This is a genomic window from Alteribacter salitolerans, from assembly GCF_016901055.1.
GTDB lineage: Bacteria > Bacillota > Bacilli > Bacillales > Salisediminibacteriaceae > Alteribacter > Alteribacter keqinensis.
Genome location: NZ_JAFEUX010000008.1, coordinates 2907 through 21218 on the forward strand (window position 1 = coordinate 2907; position 18312 = coordinate 21218).

Annotated in this window: 16 protein-coding genes, 3 tRNA genes, 1 other RNA gene and 1 riboswitch; of the genes, 3 read left to right on the forward strand and 17 right to left on the reverse strand. The window is 42.6% G+C overall.

All coding sequences use genetic code 11. From position 1 onward, the window contains the following. Window positions 1–31 precede the first annotated feature (31 nt). From JSY36_RS15025 to JSY36_RS15040, 4 genes are all read right to left on the reverse strand, one after another. Window positions 32–2137, reverse strand: coding sequence for a penicillin-binding transpeptidase domain-containing protein (locus JSY36_RS15025; RefSeq protein ID WP_336511500.1), 2106 nt, complete (start codon window positions 2135–2137; stop codon window positions 32–34). A 149-nt stretch (window positions 2138–2286) separates the two neighbouring features. Further along, window positions 2287–2473, reverse strand: a non-coding RNA gene (gene ssrS, locus JSY36_RS15030) — 6S RNA. Between the two features lie 71 nt (window positions 2474–2544). Then, window positions 2545–3801: an MFS transporter gene (locus JSY36_RS15035; protein WP_122896439.1), complete on the reverse strand. Its 1257-nt coding sequence runs from the start codon at window positions 3799–3801 to the stop codon at window positions 2545–2547. A gap of 319 nt (window positions 3802–4120) precedes the next feature. After that, window positions 4121–4729 carry a superoxide dismutase gene (locus tag JSY36_RS15040; protein WP_122896438.1) on the reverse strand — a complete coding sequence of 203 codons (609 nt, stop codon included), beginning with the start codon at window positions 4727–4729 and terminating at the stop codon, window positions 4121–4123. 286 nt (window positions 4730–5015) lie between these two features. Here JSY36_RS15040 and JSY36_RS15045 point away from each other — a divergent pair, with 286 nt between their 5' ends. Further along, window positions 5016–5852, forward strand: coding sequence for an undecaprenyl-diphosphate phosphatase (locus JSY36_RS15045; protein ID WP_205166993.1), 837 nt, complete (start codon window positions 5016–5018; stop codon window positions 5850–5852). On the opposite strand, the gene JSY36_RS15050 is transcribed toward JSY36_RS15045, so the two are convergent. From JSY36_RS15050 to JSY36_RS15070, 5 genes are all read right to left on the reverse strand, one after another. Beyond that, complete coding sequence (locus tag JSY36_RS15050) at window positions 5833–6168, reverse strand: iron-sulfur cluster biosynthesis family protein (protein WP_205166994.1); 336 nt, start codon at window positions 6166–6168, stop codon at window positions 5833–5835. The two genes, JSY36_RS15045 and JSY36_RS15050, sit on opposite strands and share 20 nt — an antisense overlap. 164 nt (window positions 6169–6332) lie before the next feature. Further along, window positions 6333–6425, reverse strand: a tRNA-Ser gene (locus JSY36_RS15055). Between the two features lie 47 nt (window positions 6426–6472). Continuing rightward, window positions 6473–6549 (reverse strand) — tRNA-Ile (locus JSY36_RS15060). 4 nt (window positions 6550–6553) lie between these two features. After that, window positions 6554–6630, reverse strand: a tRNA-Met gene (locus JSY36_RS15065). Between the two features lie 288 nt (window positions 6631–6918). Next, window positions 6919–8547, reverse strand: a complete 1629-nt coding sequence (locus JSY36_RS15070) for a Na/Pi cotransporter family protein (protein WP_205166995.1) — start codon at window positions 8545–8547, stop codon at window positions 6919–6921. Between the two features lie 240 nt (window positions 8548–8787). On the opposite strand from JSY36_RS15070, the gene JSY36_RS15075 reads away from it, so the two are divergent. Next, window positions 8788–9576, forward strand: a complete 789-nt coding sequence (locus JSY36_RS15075; RefSeq protein ID WP_205166996.1) for a DUF1189 domain-containing protein — start codon at window positions 8788–8790, stop codon at window positions 9574–9576. Window positions 9577–10392: 816 nt separating this feature from the next. Next, entirely contained in the window at window positions 10393–10722 is a 330-nt protein-coding gene (locus tag JSY36_RS15080) for a helix-turn-helix domain-containing protein (RefSeq protein WP_205166997.1), read from the forward strand. 37 nt (window positions 10723–10759) lie between these two features. Here JSY36_RS15080 and JSY36_RS15085 read toward each other — a convergent pair whose 3' ends face one another. The 8 genes from JSY36_RS15085 to JSY36_RS15120 all read right to left on the reverse strand — a co-directional run bounded on the left by JSY36_RS15085 (window position 10760) and on the right by JSY36_RS15120 (window position 18258). Beyond that, complete coding sequence (locus JSY36_RS15085) at window positions 10760–11338, reverse strand: class D sortase (RefSeq protein WP_336511505.1); 579 nt, start codon at window positions 11336–11338, stop codon at window positions 10760–10762. A 128-nt stretch (window positions 11339–11466) separates the two neighbouring features. Next, window positions 11467–12186 carry an LPXTG cell wall anchor domain-containing protein gene (locus JSY36_RS15090; protein ID WP_205166999.1) on the reverse strand — a complete coding sequence of 240 codons (720 nt, stop codon included), beginning with the start codon at window positions 12184–12186 and terminating at the stop codon, window positions 11467–11469. A gap of 46 nt (window positions 12187–12232) precedes the next feature. Beyond that, window positions 12233–13123: a TasA family protein gene (locus JSY36_RS15095; RefSeq protein ID WP_205167000.1), complete on the reverse strand. Its 891-nt coding sequence runs from the start codon at window positions 13121–13123 to the stop codon at window positions 12233–12235. Between the two features lie 94 nt (window positions 13124–13217). Then, the gene (gene sipW / locus JSY36_RS15100) at window positions 13218–13805 is read right to left on the reverse strand and encodes a signal peptidase I SipW (RefSeq protein WP_205167001.1); all 588 of its coding nucleotides are present in this window, start codon (window positions 13803–13805) and stop codon (window positions 13218–13220) included. 18 nt (window positions 13806–13823) lie between these two features. After that, window positions 13824–14915 (reverse strand): hypothetical protein, encoded by a 1092-nt coding sequence (locus JSY36_RS15105; RefSeq protein WP_205167002.1) that lies wholly within the window; start codon window positions 14913–14915, stop codon window positions 13824–13826. 377 nt (window positions 14916–15292) lie between these two features. Continuing rightward, on the reverse strand, window positions 15293–15433 hold the full coding sequence (locus JSY36_RS15110) for an anti-repressor SinI family protein (protein ID WP_336511501.1): 141 nt from the start codon (window positions 15431–15433) through the stop codon (window positions 15293–15295). 31 nt (window positions 15434–15464) lie between these two features. Further along, window positions 15465–15552: riboswitch (cyclic di-GMP riboswitch) on the reverse strand. Window positions 15553–15919: 367 nt separating this feature from the next. Then, the gene (locus JSY36_RS15115; protein WP_205167004.1) at window positions 15920–16549 is read right to left on the reverse strand and encodes an NfeD family protein; all 630 of its coding nucleotides are present in this window, start codon (window positions 16547–16549) and stop codon (window positions 15920–15922) included. An 806-nt stretch (window positions 16550–17355) separates the two neighbouring features. Beyond that, the gene (locus JSY36_RS15120; protein ID WP_205167005.1) at window positions 17356–18258 is read right to left on the reverse strand and encodes a DUF1002 domain-containing protein; all 903 of its coding nucleotides are present in this window, start codon (window positions 18256–18258) and stop codon (window positions 17356–17358) included. Window positions 18259–18312: the final 54 nt, after the last annotated feature.

The window sequence follows — 18312 nt, forward strand, 5'->3', positions numbered from 1 at the left end:
GCCGCCTCATTTTTATGAGGCGGCTTCTTTTTTATTCTTCGTCTTCTTCTGACTCTTCTGCGCCGAAGTCTTCATCGTCAAACAGCATTTCTGATTCATCAACATCAGTGGGGCGTCCTTCTTTTAAATCAAAGTAGGCTTCCATGATTTCAACTCCAATGCGGTTGGCCACGCCCCCGTGATCACGGGATACGCCAGGAACAATAATCGCAAATGCGACTTCCGGATCATCATACGGTGCAAAGCCGACCAGTGTCTGGTTATTGGCAGCTTCACCATCCACAAATACCTGGGCAGTGCCTGTTTTTCCAGCCACCTCATAATCCAAACTTCTGAAATAAGACGCCGCCGTTCCCTGGCTTCCGTGCATGACCTGGTAAAAGCCTTGATGTATCCGCTGAATATCCTGATCGGACATGTCGATGCGGTTAAGAACTTTCGGCTCATTCTGTCTTGCGAGGGGACCCAGTTCATGTTTGTTTTCTCCAGGCTCCCTGATCTCTGAGACGAGTCTCGGTGCCACACGGTAACCGCCATTGGCAATAGTTGATACGTGCTGTGCCAGCTGCATAGGCGTATACGTATCAAACTGACCGAATGTAAAATAAAACAGATTACCGGGATCACTATACCCGCCATTAATTCCTGTGGATTCCCCCGGCAGGTCGATTCCTGTTTCTACTCCGAGCCCGAACTGTGAGTAATAATACCTGAGTATGTCATAAGTCCGGTGAATATTGGCAGTAGGGCCGAAACTGGTTGATACACCCGGTTTATAGTTGATCATTCTCATAGCCACCTCAGCCATGTAAATATTGGAAGATCTTTCAAGAGCCTGGATGTCATTGATTCTTCCCAACGGACGGTGGGATCGTAAATTCTGTGTTCCTCTCAGTTCGATCGGCCTGTCATTTACCTGATCTCCGTAGTTTAACACTCCTGTTTCATACCCGATCAGGATGGTGGCTCCTTTCATGGAAGAACCAACAGCAAAGCTGCTCCCAACAATCCCATGGTCTCCTTTATACCCGGAAAGAGCGAGGACTTCTCCGGTATTGGGATCCATCATCACGACATAAGCATCTTCTTCATCCAAAAAGTGGCGGGCTGAATCGGATAATTCTTCTTCAATCGCCTGCTCTACTCTCAGCTGAAGCTCCATATCAATGCTCAAAATTAAGTCGTTCCCTCTGCTGCCCATGTTAACATCAGGATTTCTTAAAAATTCTCCTTGTCTGTTCATGTGGTTATCAAGAGATCCGTTGCGTCCACGGAGAACATTTTCGTACTGGGATTCAAGATAACTTATTCCTACCTCTTCATTTCTCGAATACCCGTTTGCCATAAATTCCTCCAACCGTTCTCTTGGAATGGAATTGGTATTCCCCAGAATTCCTCTGAGCGTTTCACCATATGGATATTTCCTTTTACTGTCTCTGATTATATCCACGCCGGGGAGGTCTTCCATGTTCTCCATAATCCGTGCGGCTTGTTCATATTCAATTCCCTGGAGCACTTTATGAGGAAGAAAGTTATATCCTGCTATAAATTCACGCCAGATGCCGAACACTTCCATTCCCTCATCTGTAATCATTTCAAGGTGTTCATCAGTAATCCGGTCAAGACGTTCACGGTAAGCCTCATCCTCACTTAAGCCGAGACTTCGCTGCTCTTCCAATGGGAGAATATCGAATGGCTCATCATATTCTGTAAGATCAAGAGCATCATTTTGTTCCTGATTCAAAATGAGCCAGAAATCCTTAATATCCCGCTCGTTAACCCGGTCCTGTTCAACGGTAATATAACTGTTAAGTTCTCTTGCCACTTCCAGCATTTCTTTCATTGGAGTACGTCTGTTGGTATATGTAACCGTCATCTGAAGCTCATTATCAACAATCACGTTTCCGTGTCTGTCATACATGAGACCTCTCGGTGCTTCTATCGGCGAACTGATATTAATCGTTCTTTCAAGCTGCTCCTGGTACTCTTCCCCCTGTACAATCTGTACGATACCAAGACGCAGGATCAGTGCTGAAAATAAGATAAATACTACAAAAAACAGGGTATTTAACCTGACCGGTACATGCGCTTTATGTCTTCGTTCTCCCATTGCAATATCCTTTCTATATGTAATCACGTCTCCTGCACACAAAGAAAAACTTGGCTTAACCGCCAAGTTATCCGGAAGCGGCACGACCGCTTTTTGTCTATCTGATTATATCATCTTTTTTTAAAGAATACAGAGAAGACACCCTGCAAAAGGTGTCTCATTGTTTGTTAAATAAACGGTTGCCCGCGAATGCGGTTATCTTCAAAGACATCACGAACCCGCGCTTAAGCAGGTGGGTGCTCGCAGGATCATTTCCAGCTTCCTCAGTTAAGAGGCGTGCTGTACATCATCCAATGTAAAGCTCCCGTGTGAATTGGTGTTCGGTTCGAATAAGCTCGAAGTTCACCAACACCGCAGGCGCTGTTAAATTTCAACTTAATTATAGCATATTCGTGTTCTTTTTCAACATCAACCTTTAGTCCTGAATGTCATTTTTAACGTTTTTTCATCACAGTAAAGTTCTCTTTTTCGTCTGTATGAGGAAGGTTAATCCCCTTAACGACCCAGTATATAACGGTGTGCCCTGCTCCAAGTATAAGAAGCACGATCGGAATGCCTTTTTGATCTCCCAAAAGAAGAACCGCACCGATAAAAAGCAAAATGGAAGAGATTCTGCCGAAATTGAGAAAAAGTTCCCGGACAACGATGTATTCTACTCTCATTTTTGCTGCATTCCATCCGCTCCCGATAACATCATATGTCAAAGAAATATAAGGAACGAGCAAAAGCGGATATGCAACGGAAACGATAACACCGTATATGAGCAGTTTTGTAAAGCTCAAATCAAAGATAATCAGAAAAATCGCGCCGTAAAGCATGATTCCGCCAATAAGAATAGCTTTTTTCCGATATAAGGGTTTTATAAACCTCCCGGCAAGGTAATAAAAGATGAACGCTACAGCAGAAGCTACGAGACCGTAGGTTCCTAATGCAAGCTCACTGCCTGTTGCTACATAGACCCAGACTACGATTAAAAAAATGAATGTTCCTTCACGAAGCCCCTGAAAAAAGTGAGCATGACAGATCGCTTTCCAGTTCACATCCTCTTTCCTCAAATTCCAGATGTCTTTCATCTCAAAGGACCCCTCTGCTGAACGGCGGTTCAGGAAAAAACTCAATACCACTGCCAGGAGAAACAGGCCGAGAGAAATCGCAAAAATAACGCGGTAGCCCGTAAGTCTGGGCATGTGGGTAATAATAAAGCCTGCACCAATCGGGCCAATCATCCCGGCAAAAGACGTAAGGATCCCGAGAAAACCATTAAAGAAATCCCTGGTCTCAGGCTCAGTGATTTCAAACGTGAGAACATTGAATGACAGCCAGTAAAAGCCATACCCTATCCCGAGTAAAGCACCGAGGATGAGAAGATACTTCCCGGCATTTTCTCCCATGCTCAGAACAGTTGTAAAGAAAACACTGAGGAAAATAACCCCCAGACGCAATACGATTACCCTGTCAATTTTCTTCGCCCACCGCCCCGCCAGAATAAAGGTCAATGGCTGGAAAATAACAACCGCAAGATTGTACAGCGCAATGTCAACATACTCACCCGACTGCTTCCACAAATATACATTCACAAATGTATTGGATAAAGCAATTCCGAGGGAATACAAGCCGCCAATTAACAGGAGCAACCCTAAATCTCTATTCAATTCTATATCACCGGCAAGCGCCTGCAGGAATCGTTTCATGGCTGAACTCTCCTTATGTAGGTACGTCAATTAGTGTGCCAAAACGATTCCCAGATATGCAGACCAAACCGGGGTCTGTCCCCCGAAAAAGAGGGGAACTGGTTGACAATACAGGGTAATAAGAGGGGGGATTTTTAATTTTGATGCAGAAAGATGGCTTCAGTTGTCATGGTGTCTATTATTCCCCCGATACTCACCAAACTCTGCATCCATGCTGCGCCTCTCCACTGCACAACCAATCAAAACAGTTCCATTGCACAATCATAAAAAAAGAAAGGGGTCCGGAAAACCGGACCCCTTTCGACTATTTTACAATTTTTTATTTTGCTTCAGCGTAGCGCTTAGCAACTTCATCCCAGTTAATTACGTTAAAGAATGCATCAACGTAATCCGGACGCTTGTTTTGATACTTCAAGTAGTAAGCGTGCTCCCAAACGTCTACACCAAGAATGCCTGTCTTGCCTTCCATGATCGGTGTATCCTGGTTAGGTGTGCTTGTAATTTCAAGGTTACCGTTGTTTACAGCAAGCCATGCCCAGCCTGAACCAAAACGAGTCAGAGCAGCGTTTTTGAAATCTTCTTTGAATTTGTCAAAGCTACCGAAGGCACTGTTGATGGCATCAGCAAGTTCACCAGTTGGTGCACCGCCGCCATTCGGGCTCATGATCTGCCAGAATAGTGTGTGGTTATAGTGACCACCGCCATTGTTGCGAACTGCTCCGCGAATGTCTTCCGGTAATGCTTCCAGGTCAGTAAGAAGGTCCTCCAAGCTTTTGCTTTGAAGATCACTGTGCCCTTCAAGTGCACTGTTTAGCTTCGTTACGTAAGTGTTGTGGTGTTTGCCGTGGTGAATCTGCATTGTTTCCTCATCAATGTGCGGTGTTAATGCGTCGTGTGTGTAAGGTAGTTCTGGAAGTGTGAAAGCCATCTAAAATCTCCTCCTTAGTAGTATGTAATCCTTTTTATGTGAATGAGGCAGCGCCTCATTTCAACCGAATGAATGCTCACGTCTGACAGGCATTCCAACATCGCAGAGCACCTATCAAGCTCTACGTTTTACATTACCAGATATACCCTCGGTGTTCAAACAATAAACACCTGATATCCAATTACAACTATTCTTCACCAGGTTCTATATTTCCTTCTCCTTTGTCATAGAATCATCCGATTAAAAATATAAGTGATAGAAGACAAGCCCTGAAAGGAGATTTATCATGAATTGGTTTGAAGCACTCATAATTGGATTCGTGCAGGGAATCAGCGAGTTTCTCCCCATCTCCAGTTCCGCTCATTTGTTAATAGCAGAAAAAATGCTCGGGATCTCCTACCACGATCCAACACTTACCTTTGAAGTATGGCTGCATTTCGCATCTTTATTAGCTGTTTTTGTTTATTTTAGGAAAGAACTTCTTTCTTTATTATCAAATGCTGCCAATTATGTTCTGAAAGGATCTTCTGCAGGTAAAAACGATTTCCGTTTTGTCCTTCTCCTTCTTGTCTCAACGTTTATTACTTTTATTGCAGGGAAACTATTGGAAAGTGCACTGGGAAGCGGAATTACAAACTTTTCCCTTATTGCTGTTGCTCTAATTATTACCGGAATCTTTCTAATCTTTATTGAACACGGGGGGTTCAGGGAACGAAAAGGAAAAGGGGACATCACAATCAGGGATGCCTGCTGGATCGGTGTGGCTCAGGCCATTGCGGTAATACCTGGTATATCAAGAGCAGGAAGCACACTCGTCGGTGCTATGATGCTCGGACTGAAAAAGGAAGAAGCACTAAGGTACTCCTTCCTTCTGTCGATACCGATTATCTCTGGACTTACGCTTTTAAAAATGACGAGCATTTCATCCTTCTCCGGATTAAGTGCTGCCAGCCTGACAATAGCATTCCTAAGCGCATTTCTATTTGCTCTTATCGGGATCCGCTGGCTGATCAGCATGGTTCAAAATACAAAGCTATCCTACTTCGCTGTTTATTGTATTATTCTGGGGATTTTCGTCTGGATAACTTATGGATCTGAAACCGTCACTGCGGCCGGGGTATAAATTTTAAACGGGGATTAAGCATCTGGTTCGGGCTTTTCAATTGCAGCTTACCGTTGGAAAAATCAACTGTCACCAGGGTATCAAAGAACACTTTCATCTTTGGGTCTATAACAAAGTCGACATTATTAAAATCGGAATTTAAGCGATCATACCCTTCCGGAACTTCCTTATGCTGAACAAGCCGGGCAACTCCGCTTACGATGCACCCGCACCCGTCTGTATCGTGTTCGATTTCAATAATCAGACGTTTATTATTCTTTTTATCCGTCATGCTCAGGATCTTTTCCTGGGCTTCTTTCGTTACTTTAACATCCATTTTCCATACACCTCGCACTCATCAGGGTATCTCTATTTTATCAAAAGACCGTGATCACATTCATTGTTTATGCTTTTGGACTCCCTGGTGAACACAGGCCCCGACAATAAAAAAACGATTTACATGCTCAGTGTATGAACACATAAATCGTTGATCACAGATAATGGCGGAGGAAGAGGGATTCGAACCCCCGCGGGCCGTGAAGCCCCTGTCGGTTTTCAAGACCGATCCCTTCAGCCGGACTTGGGTATTCCTCCGTATAAAAAGCTTATCCGCAAAGACTGAAAACTATGTAGCCGTTGTATGGTGGACCCTGTAGGACTCGAACCTACGACCGGACGGTTATGAGCCGTCTGCTCTAACCAACTGAGCTAAGGGTCCTTCTTGGTAGCGGCGGAGGGGATCGAACCCCCGACCTCACGGGTATGAACCGTACGCTCTAGCCAGCTGAGCTACACCGCCAAGATGTCATTTATTTTCTCAAAGACAATGAATATCTTAGCATGTGATGAAACAAGAAGTCAATTGTTTTTTAAAAATAAATAAAAAAGTGTCGAATCCCTTTACAGCAGGACTTCTTCATAGAGAGAAGAAGGCTGTTGAACCTTGATTTTAATTTCCGCTGCATGCGCTTCCTTACCGCGGGGCGATTCAGAAGCTTTCTCAGCGCCTGGTGCATTCACTCAACCAAAAATCACCTTTGACTAAGAAAAATAGAAGGAGCATTTTCGCCCCTTCTATTTTACCATATTACTCTTCTCCGATCACGGCTTCTGCAATATTTACCGCATGGTCACCAATACGTTCAAGGTTACTCACCATATCCACAAAGACAATGCCGGCAGAACCGCTGCACTTACCTTCGTTCAAACGGATAATGTGCTTTTTACGAAGCTGTCTTTCCATCTTATCGATTTGCTCTTCTTTCAGTACAACGGAACGGGCGGCGAGAATATCACCATTTTCAAGTGCACTGATTGCCTGCTGCAATGTTTCAATTGTTAAATCAAACATCTCAGAGATATCTTCCATGGCCAGGTCACTCAATTTTACTTTGTTGGCAATTTGATATTCTCCAAGTTCCACAAGGTTTTCCATATGGTCCCCTACCCGCTCAATGTCACGGACCGTATCCATAAGCATGGAATGTTCTTCGGAATCATGTGCTGACAAGGAGTTTGCAGAAATCTGTACAAGATATTCTGTAATTTTCCGGTCAAGGTTGTTAATGGCATCCTCAAACTGAAAGGCAAGCTCCGAATGACGCTTTTGGTTAGTACGAATAAACTCCCGGGCTTCAACCATACCCTTCTCTGACAACTCAGCCATCCGAAGCGTTTCTTTCTTCGCCTGTCCAAGGGCAATTGATGAAGACTGCTGAATAATGGATGGATCAAGATGCTGCGGCTTGTATTCCACAACGCTCTCTTTACCAGGTAATACCTTCAGGATAATCGCTGCAATAACCGCTATAAACGGCAGTTGGATAATTACATTGGCTGTGTTAAAAATCCCGTGGGCAAACGCAATCTGCATTTCAGGGTTCAGGTTTAACCGCTCACTTATGTTTGCAATAAAGGCTGTATAAGGAACAACAAAAATCAAAACAATGATCGTTCCGACCAGATTAAAGATAACGTGGGAAGCGGCCGCCCGCTTAGCAGCCAAAGAAGCACCTAAAGCCGCAAGCACAGCTGTTATCGTTGTACCGATGTTATCCCCAAACAATACAGGAAGGGCTGCTGACAGGTCCATAGCTCCCTGTGCATACAGCTGCTGAAGTAAACCAATAGCTGCCGAGGAGCTTTGAACACTGACTGTAAAAATAACACCAATAAGCACACCAAGGAGCGGGTTATCACTCATCTGAACAGTTAAGTCCATGAAAAGTTCCCATTCTCTTAATGGGCGGAGGCCGTCTCCCATCAAATCAAGCCCATAGAAGAGAGCACCGAAACCAAAGAATACCTGTCCGTAATTGTTTGCTTTTTTATTTTTAAGGAAGAAAATCAGGAATGTACCGATAGCCAGAATCGGGAGTGCGTATTCTGAAATATTAAGACCGATAATAAAAGCAGTAATCGTAGTTCCAATATTTGCTCCCATAATAACGCCTATCGCCTGTCTGAATGTCATAAATCCGGCATTTACAAGTCCGATCGTAAGTACTGTCGTCCCTGTACTTGTCTGAAGAAGAACGGTCACAAAGATACCTGCAAATACACCCATCACAGGGTTGCTTGTTGTTTTATCAAGAATGTCACGAAGTCTTTCCCCGGCGACTTTTTGAAGACCGTCACCCATAAATTTAATACCAAAAAGGAAAATTGCCAGTCCGCCGAAAAACATAAACAGCAGATCCCGAAGTTCTAATTCCATTCATCTCATCCCCTTGTGACTGAAGTAAGTTTCATTTTTTGTTTGTTTTTGTCCAACGATGTTCATCCTACAGCTAAAGTTTTAATCTTTTATTAACGAATTGTAAAGATTTTATTAAGTTTTTAACCAACCATTAAAAACAGCATCTTTTTCTGGAAGCATAAGGAAATCTTGTACTTATCTCCTACTTCAGCTAGAATTAAAAAGGATATTATTCAGATTGTAAAAAGGAGTGCACGAATGAATATTTTTAAACAGTTTATTGCCAGTCTTTATTCACCGAAAATGATCGCCTCTTTTCGTCACCACAAAATAGGACGCGCGATCGGTTATGTATTTTTACTTATGTTTGTTACCCTTATTCCACTTGCAATATCTCTTGGGACAACGATTTATTCCTTTGTTAACCAGCTGGAAAATCATCTGGAAGAAAACGTCCCGGATTTCCAGATTCAAAACGGCCTTCTTACGTCAGATGAAACAGACGAGCCCGTTATCAATGAAGAAGATGGTCAGACCATTATTTTCGACCCTTCAGGTGAATTAACACAAAGTGACATCAGCGGAAACTACGACGAAGCGATCGCCCTTCTTGAACGCGAAGCAATCCTGATAACCAACGGTGTTACACAGCAGCCTGTGTCCTATCAGGATCTCGACTTGAATCTCACAAAAACTCAGGCAGTAGATATGGTTGAAGCCTTCTCAGGCATGCTGCCTCTTATTATAAGCCTGATTATCGTGCTTATGTACTTGTTTTATACAGCAAGTAAGTTTATTGGTGTCACATTCCTTGCTCTCATCGGCTTTATCTTTAAAAAATCAGTAGGCCTGCCCAATATGACTTACAAGCACAGCTGGGTACTCGCAGCCTTCACGGTCACCCTCCCCACTACGATCTTTGCACTCGTTAATGTAACAGGGTTGAACATACCGTTCCAATTCGGTATTTACTGGACGATTGCAATCGTGATGCTGTTCCAGGTGCTTAGATACATTCCAAAGCCAAAAACAAACGAACAGGAATAAAGGAGAAGAACGGGGACAATTTCCCGTTCTCATGCTGTCGAGAAAGTTTCTTCTCGGCAGTCTTTTCTTTTTGTGTAAAATAATCCAACTATCAAATTTTTAAAGTACACTAGTAATAATTAATTTAGTTTTTCATTTATTAGCAGATTCTGCATTCGCTACAGACGGACGCTTTCCGCGGGCAACGCCTCAGCCTCCTGGAGGTTTATTCCTGCTTCTTCCTCTGCCAGTAACGCTGCGTAAATATCTGCGTCGCAGCAACTCGCAGCTTATCCGTGAAGTAACCACTCGTTACTGGAGTAGCCGTCTTCCGCTTCTGCCTACTTCATAAAGTACAATGAAGTAAGGAGGATAACATGGTATCTCCTAATTTGCCGGTAGCGCGGCTTAAAAGGCGCACCGGAACAGCGCTCATGACAGCCGCAGCACAGAACATAAAGAAGATAACAAACCACCTCGCAGCCAGCTGTGAGGTGGTTTAGTCTTCTTTATCAGAATAAACATTCATCATTTGATTACTTTTTCTCTTTATAAAGAAACCGCTTATAATAAAAAGCGTGGGGTTCTCGACAATCTGAGAACGTGGATAATTTCCAGTTCTTTTTGTGTATTTTAGGGTAAAAAATAAATAATAGAAAATCAAAGAAAGTGAAAGCGCATTAAAAAAGGAAATAAAACTTTTGACCAAAAATGTCACATTATATAAAAGTATGCTATATTTATTATTAGCGAACAAATCAGTGAACATGAACCGTCATAGCGAACAGTGAAATTCACACGATGACTGCTTGATATCTAAAAGGGAGGAATACCCAAATGATCGGCGAACGCGTGAAGAAATACCGAAAAGAAAGAGGACTCTCTCTGACAGACTTGGCTCAGCGGGCCGGCGTAGCAAAAAGCTACCTTAGTGCCATTGAGCGAAACATACAGTCCAACCCATCCATTCAATTCCTGGAGAAGATCTCCTCTGTTCTCGGAATTAGTGTAGACCATCTGTTAAAAGATGATATATATAACTCAGAAAGCAAAGGCGCTATCGATAACGAATGGCAGTCCCTGGTTAGAGAAGCAATGAACTCCGGTGTTTCCAAAGAGGAATTCCGGGACTTTCTGGAGTTTAACAAATGGAAGATGAAAAAATAATACAACAAAAAGGCCTCCTGATAACGGGAGGCTTTTTCTATGATATTCGTTTAGCATGCACAATCAAACGATGTGTCGGGTTAATCATAGGCTCACAGGTAATCAGAGTGATGACAGCATCATCCCCGAACGGAGTAAGTACGCTTGTATCTTCCGGGACGACTACATTGAGGTCGAACACTTCGTAAACTTGTTCCCCGGTTTTGGTTGTGACTTTTACAATGTCTCCCCGTCCGATTTCATCAAGTCTGTTAAACTGCCTTCCGTACGTATGACTGCGGTGGGCTGCAATACCGGCGTTCCCTGCTGCACCAATCTCAGCCGTTGAAGACAAATGTCCGGCCCCTACCCGGAGATTTGCTTCAGTGGCAGCTGGGAGGATTGGTAATGTAAGATTAATTTTGTCAATCTGGATCAGAGCAATCGGACCACCCGGTTGTTTATCACCAGCTTGATTGGGTTCCACAATCGGGTCTGGGGGTTCAGCGTTCGCAGCCTGTGCAGCCAAAGACTCGCTCTCCCCATCATCGGCATCCCCCTCGCTCTCTTCTATGCGTAGATCCTCATCAGAATAATCCCCTTCCTCTGAATGGTCTTCCACCACACTCGTGAACACCTGTTCCAATTCCAGAAATTCCTCGACGAGCTGTTGCTCCTCATGAGCATAAAAATACTTTTGAGCATGGGGAAAAAAAAGAATACAAACCCCCGCCAGCATTAACATAATGGAGAACAGGCGAAGCATTAGTGTTGAACCTTCACTTTGTTACGTCTTCGCATCTGGTATAAATAGAAACCTGAAGCGATTAAAAATGCCCCCATCAGGTAATAAAGATACGGAACCTGGTCTCCGGTCTGCGGCAGTCCACCTCCGAATGTTGGGGTAGAGCCTCCCGGAACAGTTGGTGGCCCTGCTGATTCATCTTTTTCTTGTCCCTCTGTTGGTTCACTTGGAATTGAAGGGTCATCAGGAGACGGAACAGGCGTTGTTTCAGCCCATAATACTATTTCAAAATCTGTTTCCAGTCCTTGAAACTCATTTCCGGACTCCCAGGGAAACACAGCAGTCATAATGAATTCCTCCGAAGAACCACTTTCCAGGTAGCGAGGTTCAAAGCCAGTGAAATCAGCCATACTGCCGGAATAAAGCGTTTCTTCCCCTTGTAAAACGTACAGTTCGAATTGTTTAAAAAGCAACTCCGAACCACGAGTATGTCTTACTTCTGAATGATAGTTATAATGAGTCGTTCCATCGTTTGAGATCCCAAGAACTCTTGAAGCTGAATCTCCCGGTTTCATGTTTGATAGATCGAATAATACTTTTGTTGGGGATGTTGTAATGCTGACACTCCCTTGAACTTCATTTGCTCCTGTGCCATGTACAGGAAATACAAAAATAATTGCGAGAGCAGCAGTAGAGTATAGTAGCAGTAAAGGTATAATCATCCTCTTAAATCTACTCAATATTCTCCCCCCTAATCAAAAAAGGGCGGGAAATCCCGCCCAATTATTAATTGTCAAATCCCCCGTTATTTTGCTCGTCTTCAACAATAGTTTTAAGTGGCTCTTTTCTTTCGTTTGTTTTAGGATCCGCAACTGGCTTTCCATCCTTGTCCGTAGCATTCGGAGCAATCTCATTGTTAACTTTACCATTACCATCCGGAGTATCAATATGGTAACCATTCCACTGGGTAGCCTCTAGGTTAAAGAAGAAGTCTGCACCATTTGTCTGGAACATGTTCTGAACAAATTCACCATACTTTTCCTCATTAACTCGAGTTTTATCGTCCTTGAATGTAATTTGGGTAAACACTGCATCTGTGTCCTTAGGCTCAACAGGTAGGCCAATACGCGTTTGATCACCATTTGTTGGTAATACAAGTGGGACTAAATTAATTCGTGGTGTACCATCAGTAGCGTGATAATTTGAATTTATTTTTTTCATGTGATCAATATTCTCATCAACCAGATCTCGTAAGGTTAGCTCTTCATTATCTTTTACAACATTTCCTCTAGGTTGCCATTGCGGGTTTTCCGTGTCAGTATTCATAAAATCAATGACAAACTGATCTAAAAATGCCAACATATCATTGTTGTACCCATCTTCAGACTCAAAGTTATCCGCAGTTACGTTTAAAAGGACTTCCTTAATCGCAATAGACCCACCATTGCTTAGCTTAAAAATACGCTGGACTTGATCTCCAGGTTTCATATTCTTCAAATCAAAGTTCATGTGATGTGAATTATGGTTTTTCCCCACAACTAGATCAAGTGTTCCTGCTGCAAAATGGTTGTTAATTGTCGCTGTGTCGTTAAATGCTGCCCAAGTTCCTCCTCCTACTAATGATAGTCCAAGTACTCCTGTCAATACGCCTACACCAATCTTCTTCTTGATACTCATTAAATAATTCCTCCCTTTCGCACCTCTTTACTGAGGTATGTATGAATGATATATCTTACCGGCGCCAACGAGTGTCAGCGCCGCTAAAATCATGCTAAGCACTTTCTGTTGAAGAGGCTGCTTCATTTACTGCTTTTCGTTTCTCTTCATTTAACTCTCTAATCCCTGAGTACAGTGTTCTGGCTGAACTCATCAGCAGCATAATTCCAGGAATAATAAGTAGTGCTACGAGGCCAAACTGTGAATTGGCAAAGTCCATCGCATAACCCAAGTAAGGTACATTAATCCCGTCGTGAAGACCGTAAACATTATCGGAAAGCACTGGGTTGGTATCAGCAGCTTCGTTGTTATCCCCTTTTGTCTGATACATGACGTGCCCGTTGTTATTGATGACATCTATAATTCTGTGAGTGACAAATACTCCTTCTTCCTGCTGAAACATGATGACATCATCTACTGACAGACTTTCTTTGTTTATACTTGGATTAATTCCTATGACAGCTCCAGTCTGGATTTCAGGCTCCATTGATCCGGAATAAACCACTTTAAGCTCTTTACCGAAAATTTGTGTTTCTCCATCGGATGTTAATGATGTTAAAACCAGTACTGCTGTAATGATCAGTAATCCAAATAGGAGAACATTTACTCCTGTACTTATTCCCTTTAGGATTTTCACTCCCATGATGATAATCCCCTTTCATTATTTTTTCTCATAGATGTCGGACCAATGTTCAGAGCCGCTGCTTGATGTAAGCCTGATAGCGGAAAATTGTTGAAACTCTTTGTCAAACTCCAGAGCTTTAGACTCGCCGGCATTTATAGTATCGATCTTTATTTCATCCAGTTTTGCATTGTTGTTTTTTACTGCACCCTTCCCCTGATGGGAGTGAAGTACAATAACAACTTCAGTCAGATCTATCGAACTATCATTAGTAAATTCAATTTCGAGTACGTCCTCTTTAGTGTTCAGTTTAAAAGTCACTTTTTCCTTAACATCAATTTTTTCTTCATCTTGTTCATGTTCGTCCGCTCCACCTTCTTCTTTTTGAGCTTCAGGATCCGCTTCATCTTCTTCCTTTTGATCCTCAGGATCCGCTTCTTCTACAGGATTCTCATCATCTTCATCCTTTTCTATATGGTTATCCTTTTTATCATTCTGATCTTTCTCTTCATCTGTACTATCTTCAAGTTCCTCAGTTGTTTCTTCATCCGTATCAGCTGTCTGTTTATCATCAAAGCAGCTTACATTTACTTCTGCCCTTGGTAACCCCTTATTCTGGCTACCTTTTCCATTTGCATGTTTCGGGTGCCGTTCTGCAACCACAAAGTATTTTCCGTTTCCAGGATCCTCATCCAGCTCATAAGTGACCTTTTCACTTTCACCTGATTTTAGCGGTCCATATTTTCCTTCATATATCTTTTCGTAATTTTCATTTTCCTCTAAGTTATTTCCGGGAGCACCATTTCCAAAGTAAATCCAGTACTTTAACTCTCCACCCATGTTGCCGTCACCGACATTTTTAATATCTGCCGTAATTCTGATGCAACTTTCCAAGTTTCCATTAGTGACTTCTATTGAGCTTTTATCCCATTCATCTAAGAAAGGATCCGGAAACTCATCTGCAGCTTTTAAATGCATCCCAATGGATTCGGTGTCGTTAAAAAGTGCTGTTGTTGAACCCATCGTCTGCGCGATCAGCAGAAAAAATATGTAACTGAAAATAGCAAATTTAATGCAGATCCCTTTGACTAAGGATCTTCTGCGCTTAGCTGTCAAACGACCTTTCCTCATAACATCCCCCTCCCGGGAACGCAGGATCTGAATGAGCCTTCGAATGTCCTTTAGCTTTACCAACGGGCATCCCTCTCGTTTCGAATAGTACTTTTGTTCTCCAATGTTCGTTATATCGAATACACCCTTAGTATAAACGTCCCTGTTCGTTTCGAGAAACAGTAAAAACACCCAAAAAGAACTATATAACGAACAAAACGTGTTCTTTATAGCGATTAACTCCTGATTGCTTACTATTTCACCTTTTTTCAAGCTTTTTGATCTTTTTTTTAACGAACACAGTGAACGTTTTGACGTTCATCCGGCAAATAGCTTGTATTTTTGCAGAAAAAAAGCACTCCCGCCTCAACCGGAAGTGCAACTTTACCCCTATACTTTTACCTGATTTTTTCCTTATGTACTTTAATCGTGAGGAATGACCGGATTTCTTCCTTCGAGAGTCCCAACTCCAATGCTTCTTTAATCAGTGCTTCCCACTCTTCATCGTACCACTGTTCGGCTCGTTCAGTTACTGCCACCTTCGATATCCTCCCCTCGATTATGTCCTTGCTAGGTGGCTCGGCGGTCATAGAACAGCGCGTCCCTTAGACCCGTAGCTTTGCGTCACTACCTTTCGATAGGTTTGCCGTTGAACTAGAAGGAGGATGGTTCAGAATAGTCATCGACTTTACCATAATGGTAAGAACCAATTCTGTAACCGTTGTGCACTCAATCTCGTTTCACTTACTGCGGCTGTTTTTCAAGCTAAATTTAAGTATTCACTTGGGATGCTTTACCAATCAGATAACAATATAGAACATTTGATGTAGCTTCATTATAAACAATACACATGTAAAAGTCCTATAAAGGTTTTGCTGAATCGTGTCGTATAGCATTAAACAGTACTTTGGAACTATTTATTCTGATTTTTTATAATACTGCGTCATATTTCAACAGCAAAAAAGACACCTTTTAAAGGTGCCTCAATGGAACATAATAAGAAATCAGTTATTTTTATGTCAAAACTACTCATCCTGAACAACAACGATTCTTGTTCCGTCGACGCTGATGACTTTGATCTTTTCGTCACTCTGAATCCACTGGTTGTCAGAAGTCGCGCTATACAATTTCCCTTCAACTTCAATAGTTCCAGTCGGTCTGAACGGCGTTTTGGTTACACCCGATTTTCCGACAAGTTCCTTGTAAGTCTCATTCATGGAATTGTAACCTTCTTCAGAAGACAGTTTATCTTTCAGTGTCATTTTGTTCCAAAGGTTCCTTGGCGGAAATACTTTAGTGAACAAAAACGAACTTGGTACAGCCAGGATCAGAGCGAATGCAACGAGTGTGCCGTAAATGATACCAGGAGTCGGAAGTGACAGTCCAAGGATCATCAGCAGAACCCCCACCAGTGCTATCGTACCGTCTGTAGTGACTTTTCCATCAAAAATAATTAGTGCAAGACCGATGAGATAGAGAAGAACAACCCAAAGTCCTGCATCAGCTGTAAGGTGGTAGGAAAAATACAAACTCATTATTCCAATACCAAGTACCGCAAACAATCCCTTTGACCTCACCATTATCTCACCAAAGATGAAGAGTGTACCCAGAAACACAACAAGAAAGCCAACTGTTGCTGATTCCAACATTTCCATTTTATATCCCCCTGTCAGTAAAAGAGAATTCATTTATCATTATGCCTATCATAACAAATAATAGCATGTAGTTTATATACGAACAGATTCGAAATAGGTTTCATGTGTTTTTTAAACCGTTGTTTCAGATCGCTTGTATCAGCAGCCAGCGTAGCTTCTTTTTTCTCCTCTGCAAATGATGCCCTGAAGCTTTTTGTTTTGAAGCAATAATTGATCACTGTTGATGAAATTCCTCAGGCTCCCGGGATGTTCGAAGACTCCTGGCAGTTGAGGAAAGACGCCCCAAACGAAGTGAGCAGTCTCTGTTTCATCTTTGTACAACAATGCTTTAGGAAGGATTGTTGCATATAAAAGAGGAATAATAATGAAGCCGAAGTGCCCGAGACTCCTGTGACAGCAGATGCCGGGAAGACCCACAGAGCACAGAAAGCCACTGAAAAAGTCAAAATCCGAAAACAACTTCACCACTCTAATTGCATCATAAAATGAATATTGTATTTATGATGTGTTAAAGATCATTGCTGTTTTAATAAAAGTGATGATTGGAGCGAATGCGCGACACTCCTGCGGGAAAAGCGAGTTCCGGGGAGACGCCGGAAGCGCAAAGCGCTGAGGAGGCTCCCGAACCGCCCGCGTGCAATGAGCGGAAATCAACACCTAACTTTTCTGATCTTAAGAGGATTAATATAGTGACTACAACTTTTGTTAAAACAACCTTGATCAACTAAAATAAAGCAACAAATGAGGAAGTAATACCTCCCCATTTGTTGCCCCCAGAAAATCAGGTTGCGTCATATTCTCCATTGTTATTTCACAAATGGTGAAATGAAAGCTGATGAAAACCAGCTTCTTACTGCATCGATCAGGGCTTCAAAGAATGCAAGGATGGAATCAATAATACCCTGCCCTTCTTCACTTTCAAGAAAATCTGTCAGGTTCTCCCGGATACTTCCGATCTGTTCCTGTACCTTACCCCAGTCAATGTCCAGGTTCTGCATACGCTGGAACAGTGAGACGAGGCCATTTTTTTCTTCGTCCGTTAATTCAATTCCAAGTTCTGCGGCAATGCGGTCAATTAAATCACGCAGGTCTTCTTCTGTTTCTACATTACCTTCAGCAATTTCTTCTTTAATACGGGTCATAAGCTCAGCTGCCTGGTCTACACCTACGTTCTCACCGAGTTCAGCTGTTTTAACCATTTCTTCATTGGCTACCTGCTTTTGCTCTTCCGGTATGACTCCATCGGTTGAGACTTCGTAAGCTTTGATCAGTCCTGTAAGAGCAGCAGTACCACTTACATTGAATGGGGCTGTCACATAAATCTCTGCATCTTCAACACCGGCTGTAGCAAGGGCGTTAGTGTACATGGCTTCACTCACCCAGTCAATGCGGTTTGTTTTTACGCTCAATCCGGAATTTTCTTCAAGGAGCGTAATTTTTGAAGAAGATAAGGCATTGGAGCCAATCCGGCTGGCAGATATATAATTACCTAAGTATTGATGTTCCTCTTCATTTGTTACATAGACAACCTGTGCTTCATTTTCATCTACGTTCATCTCATCAAGAAGCTGTGCCCGTTGATCTGCATTCAGATCCTCCCCGAGTGTGACAATGACATCACCTGGCGCAGCGTCAGCAAATGCCATTGATGCAAACAGGAACCATCCTGCAAAAACAGCCATCGTACTTTTCATCAGTTTATGTTTCATTGTTTCTCTTTCTCCTTCCAGGTCGCTTTTATATTTCTGTAACGACGTCTTTCT